This is a genomic window from Betaproteobacteria bacterium, from assembly GCA_016720855.1.
Lineage (GTDB): Bacteria > Pseudomonadota > Gammaproteobacteria > Burkholderiales > Usitatibacteraceae > FEB-7.
In genome coordinates, this window is sequence record JADKJU010000002.1 from 901,168 (window position 1) to 927,975 (window position 26,808).

The window sequence follows — 26,808 nt, forward strand, 5'->3', positions numbered from 1 at the left end:
GGTAAGACGCGAGTCCGCTAGAGGCGGAAATTCTCCCCGAGATAGACCTTTCGGACAGCCTCATTGTAGATGATTTCGTCAGGCTTCCCGAATGCGAGGACGGTGCCCTGGTTGATGATGTAGGCGTGGTCGCAGATGCCGAGCGTCTCCCGTACGTTGTGGTCCGTGATGAGGACGCCGATTCCGCGTTCCTTCAGGAAGCGGATGATCTGCTGGATGTCGAGGACCGCGATGGGATCGACGCCGGCAAAGGGCTCGTCGAGGAGGATGAAGCGCGGGTTCGTGGCGAGCGCGCGGGCGATCTCGACGCGGCGCCGTTCGCCGCCCGAAAGCGACAGCGCCGGGCTCGCGCGCAGGTGACCGATGTGCAGGTCGTCCAGCAGGTTCTCCAGGCGCGCGTCGATCTCCTCTTCTCCCAGCCCCTGCAATTCCAGTACCGCCTGGATGTTCTGCGCAACGTTCAGGCGGCGGAAGATCGAGGCTTCCTGCGGCAGGTAGGAGAGCCCCAGGCGCGAACGACGATAGATCGGCAGGTGCGTGACGTCCCGGTCATCGAGCCGGACGGAGCCCTGGTCGATCGGGACGAGGCCCAGGATCATGTAGAAGCAGGTGGTCTTTCCGGCGCCGTTGGGCCCGAGCAGGCCGACGACTTCGCCGCTTTCGACCGTGAGCGAGACATCCGAGACCACCGTGCGCTTCTTGTAGCGCTTCATGAGCGCTTCGACGCGCAGCACGGAAGACTTCGGTTCGTATTGCACGAGAGAGAGGCGCTGGGCGGAAGCGCTCGCGGTCATTGCGGGGCGCTCGTTCCCGGGCCCTTGTCCGGCTTGAGGTCGATCGATGGCGCCTCGGCGCGCGGCAGGGGCTTGCCATCAGGTCCCTTCTTCTGCGGGACGATGGTCGCCTTCACGCGCGAGCCGGGTACCTCCGGAGCGCCGGGCGCGGCGCCCGTCACCTGGAAGAACTCCTTGCCGCGGTCGTACGAAATGAAGTCGCCGGTGAGCTCGCCCTGGGAGCTGTGCAACCGCGCCCGGTTGAACAGCTTGAGAAGCTCGCTGCGGTCGTCGAATTCGGCACGCTCGGCGGAGCCGTCCATCCAGTCATCGACCTTGTCGCGCTTCTGGCGGAAGGTGACCGGGGCGCCCGTCGCGATGTAGGTGCGATAGCCCTGCGCATCTTCGCGAACGACGATCCTCGCGGAGGTGATGCGCATCGTGCCTTGCGTGACGATCACGTTGCCCTCGTACACCGCCTCCTTTTTCGCGTCGTCCGCCGTAAGCCGGTCCGCGAGCACCTGGATGTCCTTTTCCCGGTCGGCCTTTTCGGCGTGGGCGGTGGCCGAGACGGCGAGCGCGCAGGCGAGCAGGAGCCGCGAGGCGAGGGCGATCGGAGTAGTGGTTGAATGGCGCATCAGCGGCGGGGCTTGAGAATGGCGCGCACGTGATCGAGCTTGAGAATGCGCGTCTGGTTGTTCAACTCGAGGCCCGACGCCTCGACGCGGGCTTCGGGGTTCACCATCAGCACCGGCCCGGTGGTGCGGGCCACGCCGGCGTCGGGGAGGACGAGAAGGCGTTCCGTCGTGACCGTGGAAGCTTCGTATCGTTCGTCCGCCTCGCGCACCAGCACGACGTTTCCCTCGAACCAGATCTTGTCGCCGCCCTCGAGGAGCCGGCCCTTGTCCGAGGCGACGGTCACGCGGGGCTGCCCGGGCTCGAACGACTCGAGAGCGAGCTTGTCCATGAGCGCCGAATCGTCGTCAGGATAATGTACCATCTTGCGCGCCGTGAGGGTGTAGAGGGTCCGGCCGTCCTCGCCGAACTTGCGCGCGCTGAAATTCTCGACGATGAGGTCCGGGTCGTGGCGCAGCTTCGCGTCGGCGCGGATGCCCTTGGGTTGCACCAGCTGGTCGAGCCACCAAGTGAGGGCGACAAGCAAACCGAGGATGCCCAGAGGCAGCCACGACGAGGGGCGGACCACCGGCTATCCCCGGTTCCCGTGGCGGCCGGCGACGCTCTCGAGCGTGCCCTGCGCGCGCATCACGAATTCGCAGAATTCGCGCACCGCCCCGTGGCCGCCGCCGGCCTGCGTGACGAGATGGGCGATCGCTTTTACCTCCGGCACCGCATTGGCGACCGCGGCCGCCAGGCCGCAGCGCGCAAGCACGGGGGCGTCGGGAAGATCGTCGCCCATGAACGCGCATTGCGAGGCTTGCAGGCCCAGCTGCGCTCGCAGTATCTCGAAGTGCTCGACCTTGTCGTCGGCGCCCAGGATCACATGGGGCATTCCCAGCTCCCGCGCGCGCGCGGCGGCGGCTTCGGAGCGGCGGCCCGACAGCAATCCCGTGGCCACGCCCGATTGCGCGAGCATCTTCAGGCCATGCCCGTCGAGGATGTTGAACACCTTCATCGCTTCGCCCGCGGGACCGTAGTAGAGGCGCCCGTCGGTCAGCACGCCGTCGACGTCGAAGAGCGCGAGGCGGATGGCGCGGGCGCGGGCGATAACGTCGGGCATCTTCACGGTGTCAGGTTGCGCGTCTGCGGGGGCCACGATGGATCGGTCATCGGCGTTCTCGCGGCGGAGCAACCTGACCCCATTCAGATGACCCCGGCACGCAGGAGGTCGTCCACGTGCAGCGCGCCGACGAGCTTTCCCGCGTCGTCCACGACGAGAAGGCGGCCGCTGACGTGGTGCGCCTGCATCACCTGCGCGGCCTCGGCGGCCAGGCGCGAGGGTGCGATCGAGCGCGGGCTTCTCGTCATCACGTCGGCAACCTCGAGGCCGCGGATATCCTCGTGCTTCTCCAGCGCGCGGCGAAGGTCGCCGTCGGTGAAGAGGCCTGCCACCCGGCCGTCCGCTTCCACGATGGCGGTCATGCCCAGGCCCTTCTGGCTCATCTCCAGGATGGCTTCCTTGAGCGTGGCGCCCACGCCCACCTGCGGGAGCCGCTCGCCGGTGTGCATCACGTCCGAGACATGCAGGAGCAGCTTGCGGCCGAGCGTGCCACCCGGATGGTGCAGCGCGTAATCCTCGCTGCCGAATCCGTGCGCCTGCAGCAGGGCAACGGCAAGCGCGTCTCCGAGGGCAAGGGCAGCGGTCGTGCTCGCGGTGGGTGCCAGGTTCATCGGGCACGCCTCCTTCTCGACTGCCGCGTCGAGGTGGACGTCGGATTCGCGTGCGAGCGTCGATTGCGCACGGCCGGTGATCGCGATCACTCTCGCGCCGCGGCGCTTGATGAGCGGAAGGATGCGCAGGATCTCGTCGGATTCTCCGGAGTGGGAGATCGCGATGACGACGTCGCCCGAGGCGATCATGCCGAGGTCGCCATGGCTCGCCTCCGCGGGGTGCATGAAGAACGCAGGCGTTCCGGTCGAGGCGAGCGTTGAGGCGATCTTGCCTCCGACGTGCCCCGACTTTCCCATGCCCGTCACGACGACGCGGCCCTTCGAGGCGAGGATCACCTCCACCGCCGCCAGAAAGGGCGCGCCGAGGCGATCGGCGAGCGCCAGCACGGCGGCCGCCTCGACTTCGAGCACTTCCCTCGCGAGCGAGATGATGCGCGCCGCATCGGTAAGCGGGAGGGGATGGTGTAGATTTGTCACGGGGCAAAGTATAAAGGGATTGCCCTTCCCCCGCCGCCTGCGCCCACGATGCACGAAGCCCTTCCCGTCGCTCTCATCCTTCTCGGCTCCGCGGTCGCGGTGGTCCTGCTATTCCGGCGCCTTTCCATGCCGGCTATCCTGGGCTACCTGATCGTGGGCGTTGCCATCGGGCCGGCCGCACTCGGGTTCGTCGCCGCTTCCGAGGAGAAGCGCTACCTCGCGGAATTCGGGGTCGTGTTCCTCATGTTCTCCGTGGGCCTGGAATTCAGCCTGCCGCAGCTCATGGCGATGCGGCGAACGGTGTTCGGCTTCGGCGGCGCGCAGGTGACTCTGACGATGGTGCTTGCCGCTGCCGTGGCGCTCGCGGCCGGAGAATCGTGGAAGACGGGGCTCATCGTGGGCGGCGTGCTGGCGATGTCGTCCACCGCCATCGTTTCCAAGACGCTTTCCGAACAGGCCCAGCTGCACACGCCGGCGGGGCGCAGGATCATGGGCGTGCTCCTGTTCCAGGACCTCGCGGTCATCCCGCTCCTGGTCCTCATCCCGGCGCTGGCGCTTCCGGCGGAAGCCCTCGCGGGTGCGATCGCGGTCGCGATGCTGAAGGCCGCGGTGGTGCTGGCCGTGGTGCTTTTCGTCGGGCAGCGGCTCATGCGCCCGCTCTTCCACGCGGTGGCGAAGCAGAAGTCCTCGGAACTCTTCGTGCTCTTCGTGCTGCTGGTCACGCTCGGGCTTGCGTGGGTCACCGAGATCACGGGGCTGTCGCTGGCCCTGGGCGCCTTCCTGGCCGGCATGCTCATTTCGGAGACCGAGTACCGCTACCAGGTGGACGACTACATCAAGCCGTTCCGCGACGTGCTTCTCGGCTTCTTCTTCGTGACCATCGGCATGCTGCTGGATCCGCGCGTGGTGCTCGCGCAATGGTTCCCGGTCACTCTGGTGCTGGTGGCCCTGCTTGCCGTGAAATTCGCGCTGATCTTCTGGCTGGGGCGGGTATTCGACAACGAGAAGCCGACGGCGCTTCGTTGCGCGCTCGCTCTCGCGCCGGCCGGCGAATTCGGGTTCGTGCTGCTTTCGCTCGCGGGGCGCGAGGGCGCGATGGCGCCGGCCACCCTCCAGGTGGTTCTTGCCGGAGCGCTCCTGTCGATGCTGGTGACCCCGGTGCTCCTGGCCCACTCCGAGCGCATCGTCCTTTACTTCGTCGAGAGCGAGTGGACACAGCGCGCGATGGCGCTGCACCAGCTCGCGGTGAAAACGATGGCCACGCAGGGGCACGTCATCGTCTGCGGATACGGGCGCAGCGGGCAGGCGCTTGCCCGCTTTCTCGAGCGCGAAGGCGTTTCGGTCATCGCGCTGGATGCCGATCCGGAGCGCGTCCGGCAGGCGGCGGCGGCGGGCGATTCCGTGGTTTTCGGCGACGCCGCGCGCCGCGAGGTGCTGGTGGCCGCGGCGCTGACCCGTGCGGTGGCGGTAGTGGTGAGTTTCGCGGATACGACCAAGGCCCTCACCATCCTGGCGCACGTGCGCGAGATGCGCCCGGAGCTGCCGGTCATCGTGCGCACGTGGGACGACACGGACGTGGGCAAGCTTCGCGAAGCCGGCGCGGCAGAGATCGTGGCCGAGGTGGTCGAGGGCTCCCTCATGCTTGCCACGCAGACCATGCTGCTGCTGGGTGTGCCGCTCAACCGCGTGCTGCGCAGGCTACGCGAGGTCCGCTCGGAGCGGTATCACCTGATGAGCGGCTTCTTCCCCGGTTCCACGGACACCGAGGACGATGCCGAGGCGGCGCAGCCCCGCCTTCGCTCGGTGATGGTCGGCCCCAGCGCTGCGTCAGTGGGCATGACCCTCGAGAGCCTGAATCTCGAGGCGATGCAGGTCGAGGTGACGGCGGTGCGCCGGCAGGGGGTCCGCGAGACCAATCCTTCGCGCGGCATGCGGCTGCGCGAGAACGACATCGTCGTCCTGCTGGGTTCGCAGGAAGCGCTGGCCAAGGCGGAGATCCGCCTCCTTCAGGGGTAAAAAAAACGGCCCGCGCGAGGCGGGCCGCCCATTTCGATTCGACGATCCGTCAGAAGACGTAGCAGACGGTGTACGAGGTTGCGTCGTCGATCGCGGCGGTCGCTACCGCCGCCGTGCCCAGCGCGGAGCCCACGGCAACGGCGCGCATCGAGCCGCCGGCGGTATTGCTGTCGTCCATCTGCACGTCGAGCTGCTTCACGAACTTGCCCAGGATGCCTTCCGAGCAGATCTGGTAGGTGCCGCTCATCCCGGAGATCTGGAGTTGTGCCGTAGCCGCACTGCTGATGCCGAGCTTGCCGCCCAGGGCGTTCTTCGGAATGTAGTCCGCATCGGCGGTGGCGGTGGGGCCGGGGGCGAGGTTCGCCAGGCGAACGTGCTGCCAGAAGAGGATGGATTCATCGGTCAGGGTGGCCGAGTTCCAGGCGCCTTCGACGACACCGTTCCCGACGGTGCCCCCTGTGGTGGCGTTGGTGGCGCCGTTGATGTGCGTGGAGGCGGCCGAGTCGTCGCCGGGCAGGGACTTGAATTTGTCCTGGTACCCGTAGATGAAAGTCGGAATGGTGCGGAAATCGTTCGCCAGGTTCTTCACCTTGGCGCTGTTGATCAGTTCCTGGCCCTTGAGGATGCCCCCGAGGAGCAGGCCGATGATGACCAGCACGATCGCGATTTCAACGAGCGTGAAGCCGGATTGTTGCGATTTCATTTTCTTCTCCTGGTGTAGAGGCGGGTGACGCTCAGAAGCCGAAGAGCCCGGCCAATTGGCGCGAGTTCTCGATGACCCGCGCGATGAGGCCCAGCAGCAGTCCGGAGCCGAGAACGGCGACGGCGGCATCGAGTGGCTTCAGTGTCGGGGTCTTCATGGTGAGCTCCTGGGTCGGTTGTGCACCCAAGTCTATGCAACCGCCATGCCAGAAGTGTTAAGCATTTGATTTTGAATGATTAAGCGACAAATGTTCCGTTTTGCCAGGCATCGGAACTTCGCTGGCTGTCGAGAATCCGGACACCAGGTGTCTGGCCCTCAGGCAATCGGACAGGTTCGCGGGGTCGCCGGTGGTCCGGTGGCTACGTCGCACCTGTGCGATTATCGAGCCGGACACCCCCGACACGATCCCCTTGCCCGCGACTGCCTTCTACGCCACCCGCCTGGGCGGCCTCCTGCACAACTCTCGGCGCTGGGTGGTGCTCGCGATGCTCCTCGCGCTGCACGAGGCGCTCATCACCGACCCCGGCGGGAATTTCCAGCGCATCTGGCTGCTCGTGCATTTCGGCCTGTTCCTTATGTGGCAGCCCTTCTTCGAGACCGACCAGGAGCTGGGCAGGTTCGCGATCGGCCTCCTGGTGGCGATCACCTGTGCGATCCTCTACTTCCTTCCAGGGTGGCTCATCGGCGCGTGGATCTGCGTCCTCATCGGAATTCTGGGGGGCAAGGTCTTCATGGTGCAGGCCTCGCGGCGCGGCCGGTTCTACCTGGTCGCGTTCTTCTACCTGGCCTCGGTGATGCTGCTTTGGGCGGTGCCGCGCCTCGTGCTGCGCGAATCGGCGATTCCCGAGCCCGTCGCGGTGTTCGCGCAATGGCTGCTGCCCCTGACGCTGGCTGCGCTGGTATTCCTGCCGTTCGACCCGAATGACGACGATTCGCGTCAGGTATTCGATTTCTTCTATGCGGTGCTCGTCTTCCAGCTGGTGGTGGTTCTGGTGCTCGGGTCGATTGCGCTCATGCGCTACACCGGCGGGGAGTACTTCCAGGCCGCCGGCCTGACGGTGATCGGCTTCGGCGCCACCCTCTTCGTGCTCGCGGTGTTCTGGGGCCCGCGCGAGGGGTTCGGGGGTCTGCGGACCTACCTCTCGCGCTACCTGATGTCGGTGGGCATGCCCTTCGAGGTGTGGGTGCGGCGGGTGGCCGAACTGGCCGAGCGCGAGGCCGATCCGCAACGCTTCCTCGGGCAGGCGCTGCTTCTGGTATCGGAGCTGCCCTGGGTGCGCGGCGGTCGCTGGAAGACCGCGGAGGGCGAGGGCGAGTTCGGGGCACGCTCGGATGACGTCGTGAAGTTCGGCTTCCACGGGCTCGAACTCACGTTCCATACCGAGATCAGCCTGTCACCGGCGCTCTTCCTGCACATGCGCCTGCTCGCGCAGGTGGTGGGGGAGTTCTACGAGAGCAAGCGCCGCGAAGAGACGATGCGCCGCAACGCCTACCTTCATGCAGTTTACGAAACGGGCGCGCGCCTCACGCACGACATCAAGAACCTTCTGCAGTCGCTTTATGCGCTCACCTCGGCGTCCCCTCGCGAAGGGGCCATGGACCCGGCCTACGCGACCCTCCTGCAGCGCCAGTTACCTCAGCTCACCAAGCGCCTGCAGTCCACGATCGACCAGCTTCGCTCGCCGCAGGTGGAAACGACCGAAGTGCTGCGCCCCGCGCGGATATGGTGGGCCGACGTCGAGCGCAGGCATTCCGCCGACCGGCTCGTGCTCGAAGCCAGCATCGACGGCGATGCGGGGGTGCCGGCGAACCTGTTCGACGCGTTTCTCGACAACTGTCTCGACAACGCGCGCGGCACGGGCAGCACGGCGGCGCGCATCAAGGCCTCGCTTGCCGTGAGCCGGGGCCGCGCCGAACTCGTTTTCGAAAATGATGGAGATGCCGTGCCGGCTGCGGTCGAGAGGACGCTCTTTCGCGAGCCGATTGCGGACTCGACCAGGGAAGGCCTCGGTATCGGCCTTTATCAGGTGGCGCGCCTCGCCGCGCAGGCGGGCTACGCCATCGAACTCGCCCACAACGAGCCCGGCCGCGTTGCCTTCCGGCTATATCCGGGCTGACAGGCCAGCTCAAGGCAAGCGCCCGGCGGCGATCATGCGGGCGGCGAGCACGTTCACGGGAACCCAGGTGAGGTAGTCGTCGAACTCGTTGCCGGGCACGGTCGAGAGTTCGTGCGACACAAAGACGGCATCGCCATCGAGGTTGCGCGACTCGTCGGTGCCCGGACCTGGACGTTGCATAGCGTTCGGCCCCAGCGAAAGAAGAATGAACGCCGCGCGGCGAGTGAGCTGATTCGCCGCCGGGCCGCAACCCGATGCGCTTGCGGCCGAACCCACGCCGCAGATCACGAGGTATCCCGGCCAATCGCCCAGGGCGGCCAGCGTGGCCTGCTGCATGCCGTTGGCGCGCGTCAGCGGATTCGCCACGCCACCGACCAGGTGGCCGGCTCCGAAGACGGCGTAACGGATGCGATTGGATTGCGTGCCCCACCCATCCCGCGCGAACCCGTCCTCATCGAGCGGCGCCAGGCCGATCGACGCCGCGGGAAGGAATCCATCGTGGAAGTTGGAGCAGTTGCCGTCCCGCGAATCGCCGCCGGCCGCGAAACTCTCCTCTCCGCGGCTGCCGGTCGTGGCGGGGCAGGCAAGCCTTCCGTGGGTCGCGGCAAAACCGAGCAGGGCCTCGCGCGCCTCGTCGAGGATACGCCGCGTATCCTCCTGCCGGCGCATCGCAACCTGGGCGGCGAGCGGAACGGCGAGCCCCGAGACCAGGATCGCGAGGACCAGCATCACCAGCATCACCTCCAGGAGCGTGAAGGCGGGAGAGGCATCCTGTTTCGCGCTCATGGCCGGGTTCCTCAAGGGCCCGTGACCACGACGTCGTTTCGGCTGCGGCTGGCAAGCGTCGCCACGCGGTTGTAGGACGCAGTCGCCGGGCCCTCCGGGTAGGAAAGATCCGCGGGACACTCGGGCGCCGCGGGATTGGCATTGAGGCGCCGCAGGTCCGCGTTGGCTCCCTCGAGCCAGTCGCGCACATCGGCATCCGCCATCGCGCTGCGTGACTGCCGCCCCGAATCGAAGAGTAGCGGAGGGCCGGCGACGAGCACCGCGTAGCGACGACCCTGCGAAGCCACGCCTGCGCCGTCTTGCGACACGAAGAGGCAGGTGAGGGAATCGCAGGCCGCCGGAGCGCCGGGGGCCGGCCGATTCGCGGGCGCCACCGAATAGAACACGTGCCGCTTCCACGCGCTCCACCAGGTGAAGCCGGTGGCGCCTGCCGTGCTGCCGTTGGCGTCGGCGATGCGGCACCCTGGCGCCCATTGCCCGAGCATGGTGGTGCCGCTATCGCGGACCGTGGCCAGGAACGGTGTATCGGGAACGCGCCCGAACAGCGTGCCGGACGAATCGGATCCGCGAAGAATGAGGTCCGGATCGCGGCTCCGGCACGCGGGCGCAGCCCAGGGCAGCAGGCCGCGGTTTTCGCTCCGCGCTGCGTAGTCACGAAGGCAGGCGGAAACTTCCTCGGCTACGCGGCGCATCACGCGCGGCATCAGGTCGTCGTAGGAAATGACGGCCAGCCGGTCGTTCACCCAGACGGTGCCGTCGCGGCCGGCTATCGGCCCGTGGATGAACCCGTCGCGATTGCCCGCGCGGCCGGCGGCATCGTTGCGATCGACGAAACGGGCATTGTCCTCGTCGGCGTAAGCGGGGCCGGGCGAGCGGTCGAGGTAGTTCGCCGGGTTGCACTTCGGCGTGAGCGTGGGAGGCGAGGTGAGGCAGTGGCCCGCGGCATTGCAGCGCCCGCCTTCGCAGGTGCGGGCCTGTGTCGTCGTCGATGCGCCGTTGCCTGCCCAGCGCGCGATCGGCGGACCCGGCGCGAAGATCACCGCGACCGCGCCGCCCCTCCCGGGCTCGTAGGGGCTGGGGGAAGTGCCGTCATGGATCACCGTGCCGGATGCGTCGCGAATGGTGATGGTGCCGAGCGCCGCCTCGGGGCTCATGTCGAGGCAGGCGGGGCTCACGGTGCAGTTGAGCAGGCCCTTGTGCTTGCTGGACACCGCGTACCACAGGCGCTCGCCGTGCGCATCGCGCAGGTCCGGCAGCCCCAGTGTCTTCCACGGCAGCCGCCCGAGGCGCTGCCATTGGCCCGTTTCGCCCGTCATCGAGCCGCACGTGGACTCGGCCCAGCCGTCGTCGTCGAGGTCGGGGCAGGGAAGGTAGCCGGGGCCGACGATCTCGTCGAGGGGCCGGCTGGTGGCGTGGGCGGTGAGCGCTTCTCGCGCGGTGGCGAGGGCCTGGTCGGTGATTGCGGCGCGTCGTGGGCCCGCGGCGCTGCGCGCGATGGCGGCGGTGAGCGCCGTCAGGACGGCGATGGCAAGGATGGCGGCGATGGCGACGAGGGCGATTCCCCGTTCGCGAAATGGGGGCGCCATGGCGGTCCTCCGGAAGCGTGGGTCGTGTCCGGAGTTCTACCGATGCGACTCGCGATCGTCCCGCGGAAATTGCGGAAACGCTTCAGGGAATTTCGTCACGCGCGAAGGCGGAGGCGTAACGAGTCAGGGACAGTCTTCGCTGGCGATTGCGCCGGGAGCGGCGCACGCAGCGTTTGTCGAAGGGCAAGTGGCGATGGCTGAGACGTTCAGCGTCGACGAGAAATTGAAGAACTGGGTGAGCCGCGGCTCGATCGTCACCTGGTCGAAGTCGCCGCCGGGGTTTATCGTGAAGTTGGCGCGACCGTCGCCAGTGCGGCATGCGATCTTGGTTATCCGGATGGCCGATCCCCCGATGACGAAGTCGAAGCTGACTCGCTCCAGTTCCCCGGACTCACTTCCGAATCGGCCAAGCGTGACGCCGAGATACCGTCCCGTTTGTGTGAAGGAAAATGTAAGTCCCTCGTTCGTTGCGCGGTTGGCTGTTGCGGTCGTTTGGGAGTTGGAGCCCGTGCCGATTGCACCGATGCCCGTGCCCACGTTGAGGTCGAAACCCACATTCCGTGCGGTGTCGCCGAAAGCCGTCACCGTGAAGGTGCCGAAATTGAGCGAATTCCGACCGGTGTTGAACTGGGTCGAATTGCCGCCGGCTGCGGCGATGGACGCTGCCGTGAATTCCTGTGAGGCCGTCGTTGGGGGGGGCGCGGGCGCATCCCACGACTTTGCGGTCAGCCTGGCGCTATTGATCAAGTCGGAAGCGGAAACGGCAACGACGATATCGTCGAAGAACGCGGCATCGGAGGTCGCGGTCCCCGGGACGGAGTACGACCATAACGCGTACGTGCCGCTGGCCTGGGTATTCGGGTACTCGCGCGTACCCGCGGAGGGAGGCGCGATGCGGGTCCCGCCTTCTGCAACAAAGGCGCCTGCACCGGACTCACCATGACTCACAAGGATGAATGCATATCCGGATGCCGTGCCTGCCTCGCTTTGTATCGACAGGCTGTTTGCCGCCAGGTTTCGATAGGCAAGGTAGGTACTGTCCCTTGTGTCGTGCGGCGAAGAATTGCACCTTCCGGTGCCGGGCACCGCGGCGACGGCCCAGGACTGCGTGTTGCAGTCGGTCATGCTGACGCCGCCTGCCTGAGTGAACCCGGCGGGGCCCGCGAAGACGCGGTACGAGATCTTTCGCCCCCATCCGTCGAGAGCGTCGGAGCGGCGCAGCGCAAGGGCAGCCCAGGGGATCACTCCGTTGGCCGAGTCGCACGTTGCGGAAGGGCCCGCGGGATCCTCGGTGCCGGCGTCGGCGGCGCCCGAGGCTGGACAGGGAAGGCGTTGATTGAGGCTGGCGAACTCGATGAGCGCATCGCGCACGAGTTTGAGATTCGCTTCAGTCGCGACGCGCCGGTCCAGCATGGCCTCGGATCGAAGATAGCTGCGGCCCAGCATCATGGCGGCCAACGCCAGGATCACCACGATCACGACAATCGCAGCAGCAAGACCGCGTTGAGACCGAAGCGGGAGCATGGTCGATCCGTCAGTGAGCGCGCGGACCGAGTTGCGCCTTCGTCGCGACCGTCAGGATGGAGGGTCGAAGGACGAAGTCATCGAAATGGCCGGCGCTCGCCGGGTAGGACGGGAAGTCGTCGACGTAGTAGGGTGCAAGCGCAAGATTTGCAGCGTTTTTCGCCTCCTCAGTGCCCGAGGCCGTCCCCGCGCCGGCCTGCAACACACCTTGGTTGTTGTACGCGCCCTCTCCGTTTTCACCATGGCTGATTACCACATAGGCGGCCCCGGTGGACGGGGTCAACGCTGAATTCATGGTCGTCCCGCCAGCGAGGTTCTTCACGTCCAGGCCTCGTCCGGCTGTCACGTTCTTGGGGTCTGTCCACTCGCTGGGCGTGAATGTGCTCGAGGGGGGGGAGGGATTCACGCAATACCCGTTCGTGATGTCCACTGCGCCGTTCCGGTCCGCCGCACCCGCCGGATCACAGCGCGTGAAGTTCATCGAGCCTGCGCCTACGAAATCCGATGAAACACGATACGTCAGCCTGTTGCCCCAACCATCCGTGACGTCTTGCTCCGCAAGACCGAGAGCCTGCCACGGGACAACGCCGGTCGCCTGACTGGCTGCGCAAACCCCGGTGGGAGGATCGGGGTTCTCCTTGCCCGCATTCGCATCCGTGCCGGGCGCTGTCCCAATCGCGGGGCACGGAAGGCGGCGATGTTGCGAAACGAAGAGCGCAATTGCCGTCTCGACACCGGCCAGGCGCTGCCGCGTGACCTCGCGCCTTTGCTGTCCCAGCATGGACGTTGCGATCCCCGCAAACATCGCCAGCAGGAACGACAGGACGACGATCACCACGGCGATCTCGATCAGCGTGAATCCGGTGGCACGCGCGGTGGCCGTCCTGCGCATGGTGATCACTCCGCCTTGCCGCCTTTGGTCGGGGCGGCCTGGGCCTTGTTCTGTGCCGCCGGCCTTCCGGCCCCTTCCCCGTTCTCGACAGTTGCGGGAGCCGGCGGCTCTGGAGGCAAGGGAATGGGTTCGTACCGCTCGACAATCCGCGGTTCGAGCAATCCCTGCATCCTTCCATCCCTGGCCGGGTAGGGCTGCTTGTCGAGAAACACGGTGCTCTTCCCGTCGCTGCGCTTCACGTATCCGGTGACGACGGGATCGGCCCGCATGGCGGATCCGGAGCCTTGCTTCACCTCCGTCGGGTCGCCGCGCCGCAATTGCTCCAGCGCCTCGCGTTCCTTCGGCGAATAGAAGAGAGTGCCCAGTTGCGGCTCTGCGGCCTGTTCCGCCATCGCGGCGCCCGAGAGCAGCAGCAGGAAAGCAGCGACGCTAGTTCGCACGGTTGCCCCGCTTGTCCTTGAGCGATATCCACTCGAGCGTGCATTCTGCCTCGACCCGCGGGCCGGTGGCGGATACCGCGCCTACGGCCATCTTGCGAAGGGTGCAGCGGCTCAGCGGGTTGAACCCCCGTTCGGGCTTTGCGAGATCCTCGAGGAACGCGAGCGCGTCGCCCTCATGGAGGGCCAGCGCGTGAACCTTGACGCGGCTTCCCAGCACCTCCACCGCATTGAAGACGCGCCCTCCCGCAAGCGGCAGCGGCCGCTGTGCCGCGATCTCGTACTCCAGTCCCAGGAGGTGGTGGCGTGTTTTCAGGCGGTCGAGCCGCTCGATCAGGTCGAGGCGGCTTTCCTCCTGCAGTATCCCGCGCTTGACGAGGTCCTCGAAGATCTCCGAGGACGACTTCAGGTCTTCCCGTTCGCGCTTCGCGGCGTTCACGCGGGCCTGCGCCTCGGCGAGCGCCCGCTTCGACGAAATATCGTCTCGCTTCTCCTTCTGCAGGTAAAGGAGGCTTCCCCAGGCCACGGCAGCCGCGGCCACGATGGCGAGCCCCAGGATCACCCACGCGATGCGCAGCGACCGGAAGCCCTCCTTGGAGAACATCACGTTCATGACCGGGGCTCCGTCGCCCGGGACACCCGGACGCTGAACCGCGCCTGGCTCGTCACCGGATCGCGCTCGCCCAGTCGCGCGGAGATGGCGCTGCGCGGCGTGATGTCGAGGGGGCTGTCGAAAAGGCTCGCCTGGTAACCGGGAATTGCCGCGATGTCGGCCACGAAGGCCTGGACGTTCGACAACGCCGCGCGGAAGCCCAGGCCGTCGATGGTCACCGTGGCTTCGAGGATCGCCACCGCATGGCGTCCCGAGGAAAAGGGGGCTTCCGCGGTCATTGCCGCAGGCCTCTGCCCGGTGCCTTGGGTCGGGTCGGCGCCCTTCGCCATCGCCTTCAGCGGAGGGGCTTCACGGGGAATGATGGGAACCAGCAAAGGCGTGACCTTGTCGTCGTCGGCGGACTGCCACGCCACTTGCGTGAGCCGGATCTTCGGGTGCTTCTCGAGGACGACGGACACCGGCAGGAGGAACGACTCCACCGTCGGGTATTCGCGCAGCAACCCGGAATAGAATGCCACCGTGTCGCGCATCGTCTGCCCGCCGACGCCCTGCGCGGGCATGGAGCGAGCGATGTCGTCGAGTTCCCGGTTGGAAGCCATGATCTGCCTGGCCGTCAGCAGGTCCTGCCCGCGGTTCTGGAGGGCCAGGGAGAGGTTCCAGCCGCCATAGGCCACCCCTGCCCCGAGGAAGGCGCCGGCGATCGAGTAGATCGCGATTCGCGCATTGCGCAGCATCGCGTAGCGGCGAAGCTCGGGGGAGGCGAAATTGTTGGCCCCGGGCCGGCGCAGGAACAGGTGCGACAGGACCTCCTCGGCGCTCGAGGACACGGGCGGGGGCTTGAGGCCCAGCTTCGCCGCCACCTGCTCGATGTCGAGCAGCCGGTACTGGATCTGGTCGAAGTCGCGAAGCACCGGCTCGATCGAGGGTCGGTCCTTCGGGTGCAGGAGAACGCAGACCTCCAGCCCGTCCGTAGGCGCAAAATAGCGCAGCGTGTCCAGGTACTGCCAGGTCCTGCCGATCTCCTCGGCGAGGAAGTTGCCGAGCGTCTGGCCTTCCTCGAGATCGACGGGCGTGAGGCGGCTGAACTTGATTTCCTTGTTGCGGAAATAGGTCTGCCGCAGCGCGTCTCCCGGCGTGAAGGTCACCAGCAGCGTGTGCGGAAATTCGAGCCCCAGGTCGGAGAGCAGCCGGCCGCTGAAGACGGCGGAGGAATGGATTCCCTCGACGGGAACCTTCAGGCGCTCCAGAACTTCAACCCAGGGCCGCAGGATCTCGCCGTTGGTGATCGCCGTGTAAATGACGCGGTCGTCGCGGCGGCCATCCGCCTCGCGGCCCTGTGCGATGGCATGCCGGTAGGGCGTGCCGCGGAAGAGCTGGGAAAGCTTGCGCGTGAGCACCGCCTCCTGGTCGCGCCCCCCCAGGTGCGGGATCGTGTCGAGACGGAAGTCCTCCTCGGCAAGGTCGGTGATCAGGTGCGTCGGAACCTGCTGAAGGCCGTGCAGGTGGCGCTCGAAATCCTCCATGCCGGCGCCCGAGACCGGGAACACGGTGCGCCCCGTGATGCGCCCCCCGTGGGCGACGAGGCTCACGAGGTTTTCGTTGGTCAGGTAGAGGAGGTGCCGGGCGGCCATGGGGCGCTAGAACTTGATCTTGCTGATCACGTCGTACAGCGGCAGGAAGATGGTGTAGAGAATCGCCACGATCAATCCCCCCAGCACGAGCGTCGTTGCCGGTCCGATGAGGCTTTGCATCTTGTTGATGCCCTCGCGCACTTCGCGGTTGTAGAAGTAGCTCACGTTGACGAGCGCCGTGTCGAGCCCGCCCGTCGATTCGCCCACGCGCAGCATCCGCAGCACGAGCGGGGGGAAGAGCTTCGTGGCGGTGAAGGCCTGGCTGATGCCCTGCCCCTCGGAAATGGACCGGCCCACGCGCTGCAGCGCCTCCTCCATTATGCGGTTGCCCATGATCTTCTCGCAGATCTGGATGCAGTCGAGCACGCTGATGCCCGAGCGGTAGAGCATGGCGAAGAACGTGGAGAACCGCGCGAGCATGATCTTGAAGCGGATGGGCCCGATCACCGGCATCCTGATGGACAGGGACTCCAGGCGGCGCTGCAGGTTCTCGTTCGTCCGCGCGGTGACGAGGATCCCGGACACCACCGCGATCGGCACGCCGAGCAGCAGGTACCAGTACTTCACGAAGATGTTCGACAGCCAGATGAGCAGCTCGGTTTCGCGCGGCAGCTTTGGCACCAGCGACTTGAAGGTGGAGGCGAGCTGCGGGACGAGGAAGATCATGAGGACGAAGATTACGCCGACAACCACCACCATCACGATCGCGGGGTAGATGAGCGCCCGCTGGGCCTGGCTGGCCATCTCGTCCTGCCACTTGAGGTTCTCGGAGAGCTCGTCGAGCACCTCGCTGAGCTGCCCGCTCTGCTCGCCGGCGCGCACCAGCGCCACGAAGACGGCGTCGAAAATGTACGGGTGGTTGGCCATGGCGTCCGAAAGCCTGAGGCCCCCCTCGATGTCCTCGATGAGCCCGGCCACCACCTGCCGGAAGCCGGGGTTGTCCACCGTGTCGCGCAGGTCGGTCAGCGCCTCGATGATGTTCACGCCCGCCTTGAGGAGCTGCGACAGGTGGAAGCAGAACGTGATGAGCTCCTGCCGAGTGACTCGCCGGGACCGGGCTGCGACGCTGCGTTTGACCGACTCGAACGTGACCAGGTCGAGCCCGAGGCGGCGAAGCCGCATCTCCAGGTCGATCGCGTTGGTGGCATCGAGGCTGCCGGAGGAGATCCGGCCTTCCTCGTCGACGGCGCGGTAGGCGAAGAGCGCCAAGGCGACTCCTAGATGACGCGGTCGGTCAGGTCGACCACGCGCGAGATCTCCTCGAGGCTCGTCTGGCCCATGAGGACGCGGGAGATGGCGTCGTCGGCGAGCGTGCGAAAGCCTTTGGCGGAGGCGGCGGTGCGGATTTCGCGGCCCGTGGCGCGGCGCGCGATGAGCTCGTCGATCTCGGAATCCAGCTTGAAGATCTCCATGATCGCCAGGCGCCCCCGGTAGCCCTGGTTCTCGCATTTCGCGCAGCCCACCGGCTGGTAAACCGGCCGGTCATCGGACTCGTCCATGGAAAGCAGCTGCCGCGTGGCCGGATCCGGGTCATAGGGGGCACGGCAATGCACGCAGAGCTTGCGCATCAGGCGCTGCGCGATCACGCCGATGATGTTGCCGGCCATGATGTCGGGAAGCACGCCCAGGTCCATGAGGCGCGGAATCGCGCCGATCGACGAGTTGGTGTGCAGCGTCGAGTAAACCTGGTGGCCGGTCATGGCGGCGCGGAAGGCCATCTCGGCCGTCTCCTGGTCGCGGATCTCGCCCACGAGGATGATGTCCGGGTCCTGGCGCATCATCGAGCGGATGCCCGAGGCGAAGTCGAGCTTCACGACCTCGTTCACGGAGGTCTGCCGGATCATCGCCATCGGGTACTCGACCGGATCCTCGAGCGTCATGATGTTCACGCCCTCGGTGTTCACGTGATTGAGCACCGAATAGAGGGTGGTTGTCTTGCCGCTGCCCGTGGGGCCGGTCACGAGGATGATGCCCTCGGGCCGCGCGAGCATGAGCTTGAAGATCTTCAGCTCCTCGGGCTGCAGGCCCAGGTCCTCGAGCGGAACGATGCCCTTGTCGCGGTCGAGGATGCGAAGCACGATGTTCTCGCCGTGCGTGGTGGGCTGGGCGGAGACGCGGAAATCGACCTGGCGGCCGGAGAGCAGCAACGAGATGCGGCCGTCCTGGGGCGCGCGCGTCTCGGCGATGTTCATGCCGCTCATCACCTTCAGGCGCACCACCATCGCGGCCCAGTAGTTCTTGTGCAGGCTGCGGATCTGGCGCAGCACCCCGTCGATGCGGTAACGGATGCGCAGGAACCCCTGCTCGGGCTCGAAGTGGATGTCGGAGGCGTTGCGCTTCACCGCGTCGTTAAGGAGCGCGTCCACCAGGCGCACCACCGGCTGGCTGTACTCGTCGAACTCCGCGGCGAGGCTCTGGTAGTCGATCTCGCCGGTCTCGATCTCGTTCAGGATGCCGTCGATCGAGAGCTCGAACCCGTAATGGTGCTCGATGCCGATGGTGATGTCGGATTCGCGCGCGAGGACCTGCTCGATGCGCAGGTCCTCGCGCACCAGCGCGCGGATCTGGTCGAGGGCCACCACGTTGGTCGGGTCCGACACCGCGATGAGTAGCGAGCGCTTGTCGTGGTCGTAGGAGACCGGCAGCACGTGATAGCGACGCGCGAGGTCCTTGGGCACCAGGGCGATGGCGGCCGGGTCCACGATCGTGTTCTCGAGATCGATGGACACCTGCCCGAGGGTCTCGGAGAGGATGTCGCGGATCGTAGCCTCGGTGACGAACCCGAGCGTCACGAGCACCTTGCCGAGCGGCGCCTTGAAGCGCTTCTGCTCGGTGAGCGCGATGTTGAGCTGGTCCTGGCTGACGATCCCCTTCATGAGGAGCGTCTGGCCCAACGGAACCTGGGAAAGGGGCGTTGCCTGCACGTTGCCCATCGCTAGGGCTTGAGCTCCGCGATCCGCCGCGAGACCTGGCCCTTGTCGAACTGAGCGGCCTGCTTGCCGGTGGCGGCCAGCGCTCGTTGGTAGAAGTCGGCGGCGAGCCGGGACTGCCCCAGGTGGTCGAGGCTAACGGCAAGGTTGTACGCAAGGTCCGCGCTGTCGGGATCGAGGCGGTAGGCCTCGAAATACGCGGCCTGGGCTTCGGTCCAGCGCGACTGCGACGCGTAGAGATTGCCGAGAGTGAACTGCAGGGCCGAGCTCTGCGGATAGCGCGTGATGTCGGCGCGAAGCTGTGCCTCCAGGCCATCGGGGCGCGTGAAGTCCGCGAGCGAGGCAAGGCCGGCGACGGCCGACGGGTTCTTCGGGTCGAGCGCAAGGACGCGGCGGTAGTGGCGCGCGGCGGTCTCCCGGTCGCCGGTTCTGGCGGCAGCGGTGGCGAGCCCGAGATGCGCGTCGATGCTGGTCGCGTCGGCGGCCACGGCGGCCTCATAGGACGCGCGGGCCGCGGCGGGCTCGCCGCGTTTCAGGGCGTCGTAGCCCCGGCTCACATCGGGGGATATGCGCGGTGCGTCGATCGTGCGGGTGAGCTTGAGCGGCGGGGCCGGCTTCCCGTCGGCCGATTCCTTGAGCAGGCTCATGACGAGTTGTTCGGCCGCCTGGGGCTGCGGCTTGGGCCTGGCGGGAGCTGTCGCGAGATTCTCCGGCTTGAGCAGCGCAACCGGCGGCACCGCATCGGGACCGGGCGCAGGCAACGCTGCCGCAGGCGGTGCCGGCGTAACGGGCCGGGGAGCGGACACGGGGCCCCGGGCCACGGACGGCGGGGACTTGTTGATCTCGTACCAGACGTATGCGCCACCGGCGGCACAGAGCACCACGGCGCCGGCCACGATGGCGATGATCGCCTTGTTCTTTCCCGATGCCGGCGAGGCGGGATGCGGTTCGGCCTGCTTGGCGGCGAATGCCGCCTTGGCGCCATCGCGGTCGCGCTTCACATTCGCCGCGGCAGTCGGCGCGGCAGTCGGCGCGCCAGGCAGCGTCTCGGTCGCCGGCGCGTGGGATTCGAGCTCGAGCCGGCGGCGCTGCCCGGATTCCGCGGCGGCTGGCGCGGCGACTACCGCGGCGGGCGGCTCGTGCCCCTGGCGCGCGAGCTTCTCCTGCTCGGCGCGCTTGAGGGCATCCAGGAGAAGGCTCATCGCGCCGCCTCGGGAACCGGCGGTTCAGGCACGATCGGGTTGGGCTTCGACAGCGGCGCTTCCAGGCGCTCGATGCGCCCCATGGCATCCTGGAACTCGGGCACCGGTCCCTGCGTGTCCCGGAAGAATTCGCCGTCGGGCAGCAGTCGCTTGTAGGCCGCAAGGTCGCCGTCGATGCTCGCGTTTCGCACCACGAGCGGCCTGAGGAAGATCACCAGCTCCTTCTTGGTCGACGTGTCATTGCGGTAGCTGAAGAGATCCCCGAAGATCGGGATGCGCGATGCGTTCGGCAGCCCGTCCCGCGATCCCTGGAAGCCGTCCTCCATGAGGCCGCCGAGGACCGCCGTCTGGCCACTGGCCACTCGCAGGACGCTTTCCATCTCCCGCGTGCGCGTTTCCGGGATCAGGCTCGGGATGGCCGGCTGGGTGAGGGTCGAGCGAAGCGCGGGGTTGGGATCCTGGACGTACTTGGTGACGCTGGTGATGGTCGGGCGCACGTTCAGGGTGACCACGTCGTTTTCGCTGATCTGCGCCGTGAGGTTCATGATGAAGCCGACCGGCACCACGTTCTGCGTCGTCGTGTACGTCGTCGTCGAGGTGTTCGCGTTGGTGTTCGTGTCCGCCTTGATCGTGAAGTACACGATGTTGTCGGTGACCTTGAGCACGGCGGTCTGGTTGTTGAGGACCATGAGCAGGGGCTCGACAGCACGCGCGTCTTGCCGAAGGTGTTCAGGAGCTTCACGGTGGTCGCGATATTGCCGCCGGCCGCAGGATTGGGATTGCTGTAGGTGAGCGAGAAGAACGGGGCCGCCGACAGCGCGGCGCCGAGGAAGCTCTGGCTGATGGAGTACCCGAGCCCGTTCGTGGCCAGCGCCGACCAGTCCACGCCCGATTGGTACTGGTCGCTGAGCGCCACTTCGACCACGGTCGCCGCGATGACCACCTGCCGCTTCGACGAGCCGCTGACCTGCTCGATGAACTCCGCGACCTTCTCGTGCTGGCGCGAGGTGGCCCGGACGGTCACGGTGCCGGACTCGGCGTTCACGATGACCGAGGCGGCTTCCCGGAACGTGAGGCGCTGCTCCACGAAGTCCGACGCCTGCTGGACCTGGGTCTGTCCCGGTGTGAGCGTCGTCGCGCCGGCGGCGCCGGCGAGCGCGCCCTGGGCGGTGGTGCCGGCCGCCGCCCGGCGTTGCGCTGCCGTCTGGGTGGTCGCCAGGCCCGTCTGGCCGCGGCCGCTCACGAAGGTCTCGCTGCTGCCCTCGGGGAGGAGCCTGTCCGTCTCGCGCAGCATGTCCTTGATGTTCCTTTCAAGGGTTTCCCAGAAGCGATTGCGGGTGATGCTGTTGATGCGCAAGGTGGAGTTGTTGTCGCCCTGGCCGCCCGCTGGCGCGCCGGTCCCCGAGACGCCCCCCGAAATCACCTGCGTGGAGACGGACACCGTCTCCGTGGTTTCGCGGGACAAGTTCACGTAGTCGACGCGATAGTTGCGCAGGTACGGGCTGTCGGGCATGACGTGGATCGTCTGGCCGTCGATCTCGTAGCGCATGTCCACCTGCTTCGAGATCCGCGTGAGGATCTGGCGGAGCGTCTGGTCGATCGCGTTGAGGGTCACCGACCCGTCGAGGCCGGGATGGACGTCCACGTTCACCTTCGTCTCGGCCGCGATGGCGAGCAGCACGTCACGCACCGGCTGGTTGGAGACGACGATGGAGTACTTGATCTCGGCGGCGCGCGCCTCGGGGGGCGGCGGCAGCGGAGCCGGAAGGACCGGCTTCGGTATCGAGGAAGCCGCCGCGCCGCGCCCCGGATCCTGCCGGAGGTGGCTCTCGGGCTGGGCGAGCGGCTGCGTTCCACACCCTGCCGCGAGAGCAGCCAGCACTGCCACGGCGAAGACACCGGAGCCGCGGTTCAGGCGCATCGTCAAAATGTTTCCGTAAGTGATTGTTTTTGGGGGGGAACCAAACACGCCACTTTATAGCGTTTTCGATGGCGGAACGCAATCGAAACCCGCCCGATTCGGGCCATGGAAACGACTTGACGGACCCGTCGGACCCCGATCATGTCGCCGGCCGCTGGCGAACGTCGTTGCGGACGGCCTCCACCGATCGGACATAGGGGCGGAACTGGCGCAGGTTCGCGGGCAGCGCGTTGATCGCTTCACTCGCCTCGCGGCGGCTCTGGAAGGCGCCGAACAGGACGCCGACCTTGGGCGAGTCCGCGCTCCCGCTCGGGTAGAGGAAGAGCTCCTCCGGTTTGAGCGTGCGAGAGGCTTCCCCGAGGTAGGAATCGATGTACGCCGGATCGCGCGCGTCCGTCATCATCAACTGGACCACGTAGCGGCCTCCCGAGGGACTTTCCAGCAAGGCCACGCCGGCCGCATAGCGCGAATCGACGCGCGCGGTGCTGTCCGCCGGGGTCACCGGGAGGCTCTTCGAATTCGATGGCCCGCCCGGCGCGGTTTCAGGCCTGGCCGGAATCGTTGCCGGCGTGTCCGTGGCCACCGCGGCGGCGGCGCCTGCAGGGGCTGCGGCTTGCGGGTGGGCCTCCTGCGCCACCGCCGTCCCGGACGGCGCAGCGGCCGGGGGAGAGGGAGCCGGCGCCACAGAGGCCGCGGCGGGCGCTGTGGCCGGCGCGGGCTGCAGGAGAAGCGCGGCGCCGTATCCGATCGCGATGCCCAGCGCGAGGCCCGCGACCCCCGTCACCACGGCGCGCCTGGGCGAAACCTTGGGAGCCACCACGATCTGGGTGTCCGACACGGCAGCGCGCGCATGGTCCGGGCTTACGGTATGCGTCCCGGCTGCGAACGCCGCGAGGAGCGTCTTGTCCGCGTAGATGTTGATCCGCCGGGTGAGGCCCTCGGAGGCGTCCGAGATGATGCGAAGCGCCTCGGTGCCGAAGAGGTCCGGGCCATGGTAGCCGGCCGCGCGCAGCCGGAAATTGATGTAGTCCTTGATGTCCCGCGGCGGGAGCGGGGCGAGCCCGAAGGCGTGCGTGATGCGCTCCTTGAGCTGGCGCATGTGCGGCAGGTTCAGGTGTTCGTCCAGCTCCGGCTGCCCGAAAAGGACGATCTGCAGGAGCTTGGCGGTGCCCGTCTCGAGGTTCGAGAGCAGCCTGATTTCCTCGAGCGTGGCGAGCGGCATCGCGTGCGCCTCGTCGATCAGGGCGACGACCTGGCGCCCCTGCGCATGCAGCGCGACGAGGCGCTCCTGGAGGCCGCGAAGGAGCTTGGTGGTATTCGCTCCCTGGGTGTCGATGCCGAGTTCGCTCGCGATCGCGATGAGCATCTCGTCGCGGGTGAGGCTGGGCACGGCCAGGTAGATGGTCTCCACCGTTTCCGGGAGCCGCTCCATGAGCACGCGGCAGAGCATCGTCTTGCCGGTGCCGACCTCGCCCGTGACCTTGACCAGGCCCTCGCCCGCGGTGATCGCATAGACCAGCGCCTCGAGCGTGGCGCCGCGGTTGGCGCCGGCGAAGAAGAACTCCGTGTGCGGCGTGATGCGGAACGGCGCCTCGCGCAGGCCGAAATGCTCCAGGTACATCGTCATGGCAATGGCAGGCCGGGGGTCAGTTGCGGGCGGCGGGCACGGGTGCCGGCTCGGGAGGATCCGATGCGGCGAGTTTAGCACCCGCGCGCCCGGCCGCTTCGAGTCGGCTGTAGAGGGTGCTGCGGGATATCCCGAGGAGCTTGGCCGCCTGCGACATGTTCCCCTCGGCCACCTCGATGGCGGCGTCCAGGTAGGTCGATTCGACGGCCTTCAGCGCCGTGTCCAGGCTGAAAGGGCGCCCCGACGCGAGCTCGGCCCGCGCGCCGGCCAGCGGGTCGCCGCCGAGGCCGGGAATGGCCTGTTGCGGGGCGAATTCGGCTTCCAGGTCGGTCACGCCGACCGTATAGCCGGCGAACTTGGTATGGAGCCGGATCACGATGTTGCGCAGCTCGCGGACGTTTCCCGGGAACGCGTAGGCCAGCCAGCGTGCCCGGGCTTGCTCGTCGAGCTCGAAGGGCTGGGTGCCGGCGCGCTCCGAGAACACGCGGCTGAAATGGTCGAGGAGGCGAAGCTTGTCCTCGCCCAGGTCGCGCAGCGGCGGCATTGCGATGGTGAAGACCGAAAGGCGGTGGTAGAGGTCGGCGCGGAATCTTCCCTGCTGGATTTCCCGGCGCAAGTCGCGGTTGGTGGCCGCCACGATCCGGGCGCGGCTTACGCGCGTCTGCGTCTCGCCCACGCGCTGGTACTCGCCGTTTTCCATGACGCGCAGGAGCTTTGCCTGCAGGTCCACGGGCAATTCCCCGATCTCGTCGAGGAAGAGCGTTCCCTCCGCGGCATCCTCGAAGTAGCCCGCCTTCGACTGGACCGCGCCGGTGAACGCGCCCTTCGCGTAGCCGAACAACGTTGGCTCCACGAGGGAGGGGGATATTGCCGCGCAATTCAGGGCGAGGAAGGGCTCGCGCGCCCGCGGGCTCAGGTGGTGCAACGAGAAGGCGACGCGCTCCTTGCCGCTCCCCGACTCGCCCTCGATGAGCGCAGGGAAGCCCGAGGACGCGTACAGGTCGATCTGGCTGCGCAGCTTGCGCATGGGCGGGCTCTCGCCGATGATCGTCCGGCCTTCCTCGGCGCTGCCCGGGGCCGGAGCGAGGTCGCGCGAGCGCAGGACTCGCCGCAGCAGCGCGCGCAGATCGTCGGGTTCGCACGGCTTGGGCACGAGGTCGGCCGCCCCGAGCGCGCGCGCGCGGCGGGCGTTCGATTCCTCGTTCTGCCCTGTAAGGACGACGATGCGGACGTCCGGCGCGTGCGCCAGCAGGTCGCCGATGAGCTTGAAGCCCTCGTTGGGCAGGTGTGCGGCAGGAGGCAGCCCCAGGTCGATCAGGGCAAGATCCGGCGGGCCGGGCATTTCGCGAAGCGCCGCGATGGCGGAGGCGCGATCCGACGCGCAGGCGAGCTCGAATTCCGGGCCCAGGACATAGGCGAGGCTTTCGGTGATCAGCGGATCGTCGTCAACGAGCAGGAGGCGGGGCTTCATCCGGGGTGCCGGGGCACTGATGTATGACGGTGATTATAGGACGCCGCGGCCGCGGGAGTGCCTTCGGATTGCTGCTAGAATGGCGCTTCATTTCCGCACCGACCCCTATCCCCGCGTGTCTGCAGAAAATCTCGTCGAGATCGACGGCGTGAATTTCGGCTACGGTCGCCGCCTGGTGCTCGAGGGCATCTCGATGCGCGTGCCGCGCGGCAAGGTGGTCGCCATCATGGGCGGCAGCGGTTGCGGAAAGACGACGCTACTTCGACTCATGAGCGGCCAGTTGCGGCCCACGCGCGGCGTGGTACGCGTGGACGGCCGGGTGGTCCACGAACTCGACCGCGAGGGGCTCTACGCGCTTCGCCGCCGCATGAGCATGCAGTTCCAGTTCGGCGCCCTTTTCACCGACATGACCGTCTTCGACAACGTCGCGTTTCCGCTGCGCGAGCATGCGAGCCTGCCCGAGGCGATGGTCCGCGACCTGGTCCTGATGAAGCTGGAAGCCGTGGGGCTGCGCGGCGCGCACGGCCTGATGCCATCGGAGCTTTCCGGGGGCATGGCCCGGCGCGTGGCGCTGGCGCGGGCCGTGGTGATGGACCCGATGCTGGTCATGTACGACGAGCCCTTCGCCGGGCTCGACCCGATCGCGATGTCCGTGGTGGGCACGCTCATCCGGCGCCTGAACGACGCGCTCGGAGCCACCTCGATCATCGTGACGCACGACGTCGTCGAATCCTTCCAGATCGTGGACTACCTCTATTTCGTCGCCGACGGACGCGTGGTCGGCGAGGGAACGCCCGCGCAGATCCGCTCAACGGACATGCCGGTGGTGCACCAGTTCGTGCACGGGGAGACCGACGGCCCCGTTCCTTTCCACTACCCGGCGATGGCGTACGGCGAGGACATGGGGCTGGCGGCGCCCTGCGCGGAGGTTGCCCATGCTTGAGCGGGCTCGCCGCACCCTGGCGCGGGTGGGGCACAACTTCATCGACAACGTCTGGCGCGTGGGGTCGATGACGCGGTTCTTCTTCGTGGTCCTCGCCTCCTCGGGCACCAGCTTCCAGCGCTTCCGCCTCGTGATGCGCGAGGTGTATTTCACGGGGGTGCTTTCGCTCATCATCATCATGGTCTCGGGGCTGTTCGTGGGCATGGTGCTGGGATTGCAGGGCTTCGAGACGCTGCAGAAGTACGGCGCGCAGGAATCGATCGGCGTCCTGGTGGCTCTCTCTCTCGTGCGGGAGCTCGGGCCCGTCGTCTCGGCGCTGCTTTTCGCGAGCCGCGCGGGTTCCGCCATCACCGCGGAGATCGGCCTCATGAAAGCCACCGAGCAGCTCACGGCGATGGACATGATGGCGGTCTCCCCGATGTCGCGCGTGATCGCGCCGCGCTTCTGGGCAGGCGTGATCTCGATGCCGCTGCTCGCAGCGCTTTTCTCCGCGATGGGCGTTTTCGGCGGCTACCTCGTGGGCGTCGTGATGGTCGGCGTGGACAACGGCGCCTTCTGGTCGCAGATGCAGGCGGCGGTGGACTTCCGGTATGATGTGATGAACGGCGTCGTGAAGAGTTTCGTGTTCGGTATTGCCGTGACGGTCATCGCGACTTTCGAGGGTTATGATGCGCCGCCGACCGCGGAAGGCGTATCGGGCGCGACGACCCGGACCGTGGTGAGTTCCGCGCTCACCGTCCTTGCCCTGGACCTGATGCTCACTGGGTTCATGCTTCGCGGCGAGAGCTGAAGGACACACCGCAAGCAACG

Annotated in this window: 23 protein-coding genes; 4 read left to right on the plus strand and 19 right to left on the minus strand. The window is 67.3% G+C overall.

Translation table 11 applies throughout. The features are described from left to right. Positions 1 to 17: 17 nt before the first annotated feature. The 5 genes from lptB to IPP91_11590 form a co-directional block, all read right to left on the minus strand. Positions 18 to 794 carry an LPS export ABC transporter ATP-binding protein gene (gene lptB, locus IPP91_11570; GenBank protein ID MBL0142710.1) on the minus strand — a complete coding sequence of 259 codons (777 nt, stop codon included), beginning with the start codon at positions 792 to 794 and terminating at the stop codon, positions 18 to 20. Further along, the gene (gene lptA / locus IPP91_11575) at positions 791 to 1,411 is read right to left on the minus strand and encodes a lipopolysaccharide transport periplasmic protein LptA (GenBank protein ID MBL0142711.1); all 621 of its coding nucleotides are present in this window, start codon (positions 1,409 to 1,411) and stop codon (positions 791 to 793) included. The genes lptB and lptA overlap by 4 nt, the downstream gene beginning before the upstream one ends. Next, positions 1,411 to 1,977 (minus strand): LPS export ABC transporter periplasmic protein LptC, encoded by a 567-nt coding sequence (lptC, locus tag IPP91_11580; protein ID MBL0142712.1) that lies wholly within the window; start codon positions 1,975 to 1,977, stop codon positions 1,411 to 1,413. Before lptC ends, lptA begins: the two co-directional genes overlap by 1 nt. 3 nt (positions 1,978 to 1,980) lie before the next feature. Continuing rightward, a complete protein-coding gene (locus IPP91_11585) occupies positions 1,981 to 2,511 on the minus strand; it encodes an HAD family hydrolase (GenBank protein MBL0142713.1) in 531 nt (176 codons plus the stop codon). Positions 2,512 to 2,594: 83 nt separating this feature from the next. Further along, positions 2,595 to 3,554, minus strand: a complete 960-nt coding sequence (locus tag IPP91_11590) for a KpsF/GutQ family sugar-phosphate isomerase (protein MBL0142714.1) — start codon at positions 3,552 to 3,554, stop codon at positions 2,595 to 2,597. 93 nt (positions 3,555 to 3,647) lie between these two features. On the opposite strand from IPP91_11590, the gene IPP91_11595 reads away from it, so the two are divergent. Next, a complete protein-coding gene (locus IPP91_11595) occupies positions 3,648 to 5,615 on the plus strand; it encodes a cation:proton antiporter (protein ID MBL0142715.1) in 1,968 nt (655 codons plus the stop codon). A gap of 49 nt (positions 5,616 to 5,664) precedes the next feature. Here IPP91_11595 and IPP91_11600 read toward each other — a convergent pair whose 3' ends face one another. Further along, the gene (locus IPP91_11600) at positions 5,665 to 6,318 is read right to left on the minus strand and encodes a prepilin-type N-terminal cleavage/methylation domain-containing protein (GenBank protein ID MBL0142716.1); all 654 of its coding nucleotides are present in this window, start codon (positions 6,316 to 6,318) and stop codon (positions 5,665 to 5,667) included. Positions 6,319 to 6,728: 410 nt separating this feature from the next. Between IPP91_11600 and IPP91_11605 the strand changes: the two genes are divergently transcribed. Further along, positions 6,729 to 8,435 (plus strand): hypothetical protein, encoded by a 1,707-nt coding sequence (locus IPP91_11605; protein ID MBL0142717.1) that lies wholly within the window; start codon positions 6,729 to 6,731, stop codon positions 8,433 to 8,435. A 9-nt stretch (positions 8,436 to 8,444) separates the two neighbouring features. Here IPP91_11605 and IPP91_11610 read toward each other — a convergent pair whose 3' ends face one another. From IPP91_11610 to IPP91_11670, 13 genes are all read right to left on the minus strand, one after another. Beyond that, positions 8,445 to 9,221: a type II secretion system protein gene (locus tag IPP91_11610; protein MBL0142718.1), complete on the minus strand. Its 777-nt coding sequence runs from the start codon at positions 9,219 to 9,221 to the stop codon at positions 8,445 to 8,447. Positions 9,222 to 9,232: 11 nt separating this feature from the next. After that, positions 9,233 to 10,807, minus strand: coding sequence for a hypothetical protein (locus IPP91_11615; GenBank protein ID MBL0142719.1), 1,575 nt, complete (start codon positions 10,805 to 10,807; stop codon positions 9,233 to 9,235). Positions 10,808 to 10,930: 123 nt separating this feature from the next. After that, positions 10,931 to 11,932 (minus strand): hypothetical protein, encoded by a 1,002-nt coding sequence (locus IPP91_11620; protein MBL0142720.1) that lies wholly within the window; start codon positions 11,930 to 11,932, stop codon positions 10,931 to 10,933. 409 nt (positions 11,933 to 12,341) lie between these two features. Continuing rightward, the gene (locus IPP91_11625) at positions 12,342 to 13,223 is read right to left on the minus strand and encodes a type II secretion system protein (GenBank protein MBL0142721.1); all 882 of its coding nucleotides are present in this window, start codon (positions 13,221 to 13,223) and stop codon (positions 12,342 to 12,344) included. A 5-nt stretch (positions 13,224 to 13,228) separates the two neighbouring features. Further along, the gene (locus IPP91_11630; GenBank protein MBL0142722.1) at positions 13,229 to 13,663 is read right to left on the minus strand and encodes a hypothetical protein; all 435 of its coding nucleotides are present in this window, start codon (positions 13,661 to 13,663) and stop codon (positions 13,229 to 13,231) included. Beyond that, positions 13,653 to 14,273 (minus strand): hypothetical protein, encoded by a 621-nt coding sequence (locus IPP91_11635; protein MBL0142723.1) that lies wholly within the window; start codon positions 14,271 to 14,273, stop codon positions 13,653 to 13,655. The genes IPP91_11630 and IPP91_11635 overlap by 11 nt, the downstream gene beginning before the upstream one ends. Beyond that, complete coding sequence (locus tag IPP91_11640) at positions 14,270 to 15,904, minus strand: hypothetical protein (protein ID MBL0142724.1); 1,635 nt, start codon at positions 15,902 to 15,904, stop codon at positions 14,270 to 14,272. Before IPP91_11640 ends, IPP91_11635 begins: the two co-directional genes overlap by 4 nt. 6 nt (positions 15,905 to 15,910) lie before the next feature. Then, positions 15,911 to 17,113, minus strand: coding sequence for a type II secretion system F family protein (locus IPP91_11645; protein ID MBL0142725.1), 1,203 nt, complete (start codon positions 17,111 to 17,113; stop codon positions 15,911 to 15,913). An 8-nt stretch (positions 17,114 to 17,121) separates the two neighbouring features. Then, positions 17,122 to 18,837: a Flp pilus assembly complex ATPase component TadA gene (gene tadA / locus IPP91_11650; protein ID MBL0142726.1), complete on the minus strand. Its 1,716-nt coding sequence runs from the start codon at positions 18,835 to 18,837 to the stop codon at positions 17,122 to 17,124. A 2-nt stretch (positions 18,838 to 18,839) separates the two neighbouring features. Next, positions 18,840 to 20,036, minus strand: coding sequence for a tetratricopeptide repeat protein (locus tag IPP91_11655; protein ID MBL0142727.1), 1,197 nt, complete (start codon positions 20,034 to 20,036; stop codon positions 18,840 to 18,842). Between the two features lie 541 nt (positions 20,037 to 20,577). After that, positions 20,578 to 21,957 carry a secretin N-terminal domain-containing protein gene (locus IPP91_11660; GenBank protein ID MBL0142728.1) on the minus strand — a complete coding sequence of 460 codons (1,380 nt, stop codon included), beginning with the start codon at positions 21,955 to 21,957 and terminating at the stop codon, positions 20,578 to 20,580. Between the two features lie 139 nt (positions 21,958 to 22,096). After that, the gene (locus IPP91_11665) at positions 22,097 to 23,578 is read right to left on the minus strand and encodes an AAA family ATPase (protein MBL0142729.1); all 1,482 of its coding nucleotides are present in this window, start codon (positions 23,576 to 23,578) and stop codon (positions 22,097 to 22,099) included. A gap of 25 nt (positions 23,579 to 23,603) precedes the next feature. Next, positions 23,604 to 25,055, minus strand: a complete 1,452-nt coding sequence (locus IPP91_11670; GenBank protein ID MBL0142730.1) for a sigma-54-dependent Fis family transcriptional regulator — start codon at positions 25,053 to 25,055, stop codon at positions 23,604 to 23,606. 79 nt (positions 25,056 to 25,134) lie between these two features. Here IPP91_11670 and IPP91_11675 point away from each other — a divergent pair, with 79 nt between their 5' ends. Together IPP91_11675 and mlaE are read left to right on the plus strand one after the other, a co-directional pair. Continuing rightward, complete coding sequence (locus tag IPP91_11675; GenBank protein MBL0142731.1) at positions 25,135 to 25,998, plus strand: ABC transporter ATP-binding protein; 864 nt, start codon at positions 25,135 to 25,137, stop codon at positions 25,996 to 25,998. Further along, positions 25,991 to 26,788 carry a lipid asymmetry maintenance ABC transporter permease subunit MlaE gene (gene mlaE, locus IPP91_11680; GenBank protein MBL0142732.1) on the plus strand — a complete coding sequence of 266 codons (798 nt, stop codon included), beginning with the start codon at positions 25,991 to 25,993 and terminating at the stop codon, positions 26,786 to 26,788. Before IPP91_11675 ends, mlaE begins: the two co-directional genes overlap by 8 nt. The last annotated feature ends 20 nt before the right edge of the window (positions 26,789 to 26,808 follow it).

What these genes read in the sequence shown, in the direction of transcription:
- IPP91_11635 (MBL0142723.1), bottom strand. Translation starts at nt 14,273, where the DNA reads ATGAACGTGATGTTCTCCAAGGAGGGCTTCCGGTCGCTGCGCATCGCG.
- IPP91_11660 (MBL0142728.1), bottom strand. Translation starts at nt 21,957, where the DNA reads ATGCGCCTGAACCGCGGCTCCGGTGTCTTCGCCGTGGCAGTGCTGGCT.
- IPP91_11675 (MBL0142731.1), top strand. Translation starts at nt 25,135, where the DNA reads ATGGCGCTTCATTTCCGCACCGACCCCTATCCCCGCGTGTCTGCAGAA.
- IPP91_11625 (MBL0142721.1), bottom strand. Translation starts at nt 13,223, where the DNA reads ATGCGCAGGACGGCCACCGCGCGTGCCACCGGATTCACGCTGATCGAG.
- IPP91_11615 (MBL0142719.1), bottom strand. Translation starts at nt 10,807, where the DNA reads ATGGCGCCCCCATTTCGCGAACGGGGAATCGCCCTCGTCGCCATCGCC.
- IPP91_11600 (MBL0142716.1), bottom strand. Translation starts at nt 6,318, where the DNA reads ATGAAATCGCAACAATCCGGCTTCACGCTCGTTGAAATCGCGATCGTG.
- lptA (MBL0142711.1), bottom strand. Translation starts at nt 1,411, where the DNA reads ATGCGCCATTCAACCACTACTCCGATCGCCCTCGCCTCGCGGCTCCTG.
- IPP91_11610 (MBL0142718.1), bottom strand. Translation starts at nt 9,221, where the DNA reads ATGAGCGCGAAACAGGATGCCTCTCCCGCCTTCACGCTCCTGGAGGTG.
- IPP91_11585 (MBL0142713.1), bottom strand. Translation starts at nt 2,511, where the DNA reads ATGCCCGACGTTATCGCCCGCGCCCGCGCCATCCGCCTCGCGCTCTTC.
- mlaE (MBL0142732.1), top strand. Translation starts at nt 25,991, where the DNA reads ATGCTTGAGCGGGCTCGCCGCACCCTGGCGCGGGTGGGGCACAACTTC.
- lptB (MBL0142710.1), bottom strand. Translation starts at nt 794, where the DNA reads ATGACCGCGAGCGCTTCCGCCCAGCGCCTCTCTCTCGTGCAATACGAA.
- IPP91_11595 (MBL0142715.1), top strand. Translation starts at nt 3,648, where the DNA reads ATGCACGAAGCCCTTCCCGTCGCTCTCATCCTTCTCGGCTCCGCGGTC.
- IPP91_11620 (MBL0142720.1), bottom strand. Translation starts at nt 11,932, where the DNA reads ATGACCGACTGCAACACGCAGTCCTGGGCCGTCGCCGCGGTGCCCGGC.
- IPP91_11670 (MBL0142730.1), bottom strand. Translation starts at nt 25,055, where the DNA reads ATGAAGCCCCGCCTCCTGCTCGTTGACGACGATCCGCTGATCACCGAA.
- tadA (MBL0142726.1), bottom strand. Translation starts at nt 18,837, where the DNA reads ATGGGCAACGTGCAGGCAACGCCCCTTTCCCAGGTTCCGTTGGGCCAG.
- IPP91_11655 (MBL0142727.1), bottom strand. Translation starts at nt 20,036, where the DNA reads ATGAGCCTTCTCCTGGATGCCCTCAAGCGCGCCGAGCAGGAGAAGCTC.
- IPP91_11665 (MBL0142729.1), bottom strand. Translation starts at nt 23,578, where the DNA reads ATGTACCTGGAGCATTTCGGCCTGCGCGAGGCGCCGTTCCGCATCACG.
- IPP91_11640 (MBL0142724.1), bottom strand. Translation starts at nt 15,904, where the DNA reads ATGGCCGCCCGGCACCTCCTCTACCTGACCAACGAAAACCTCGTGAGC.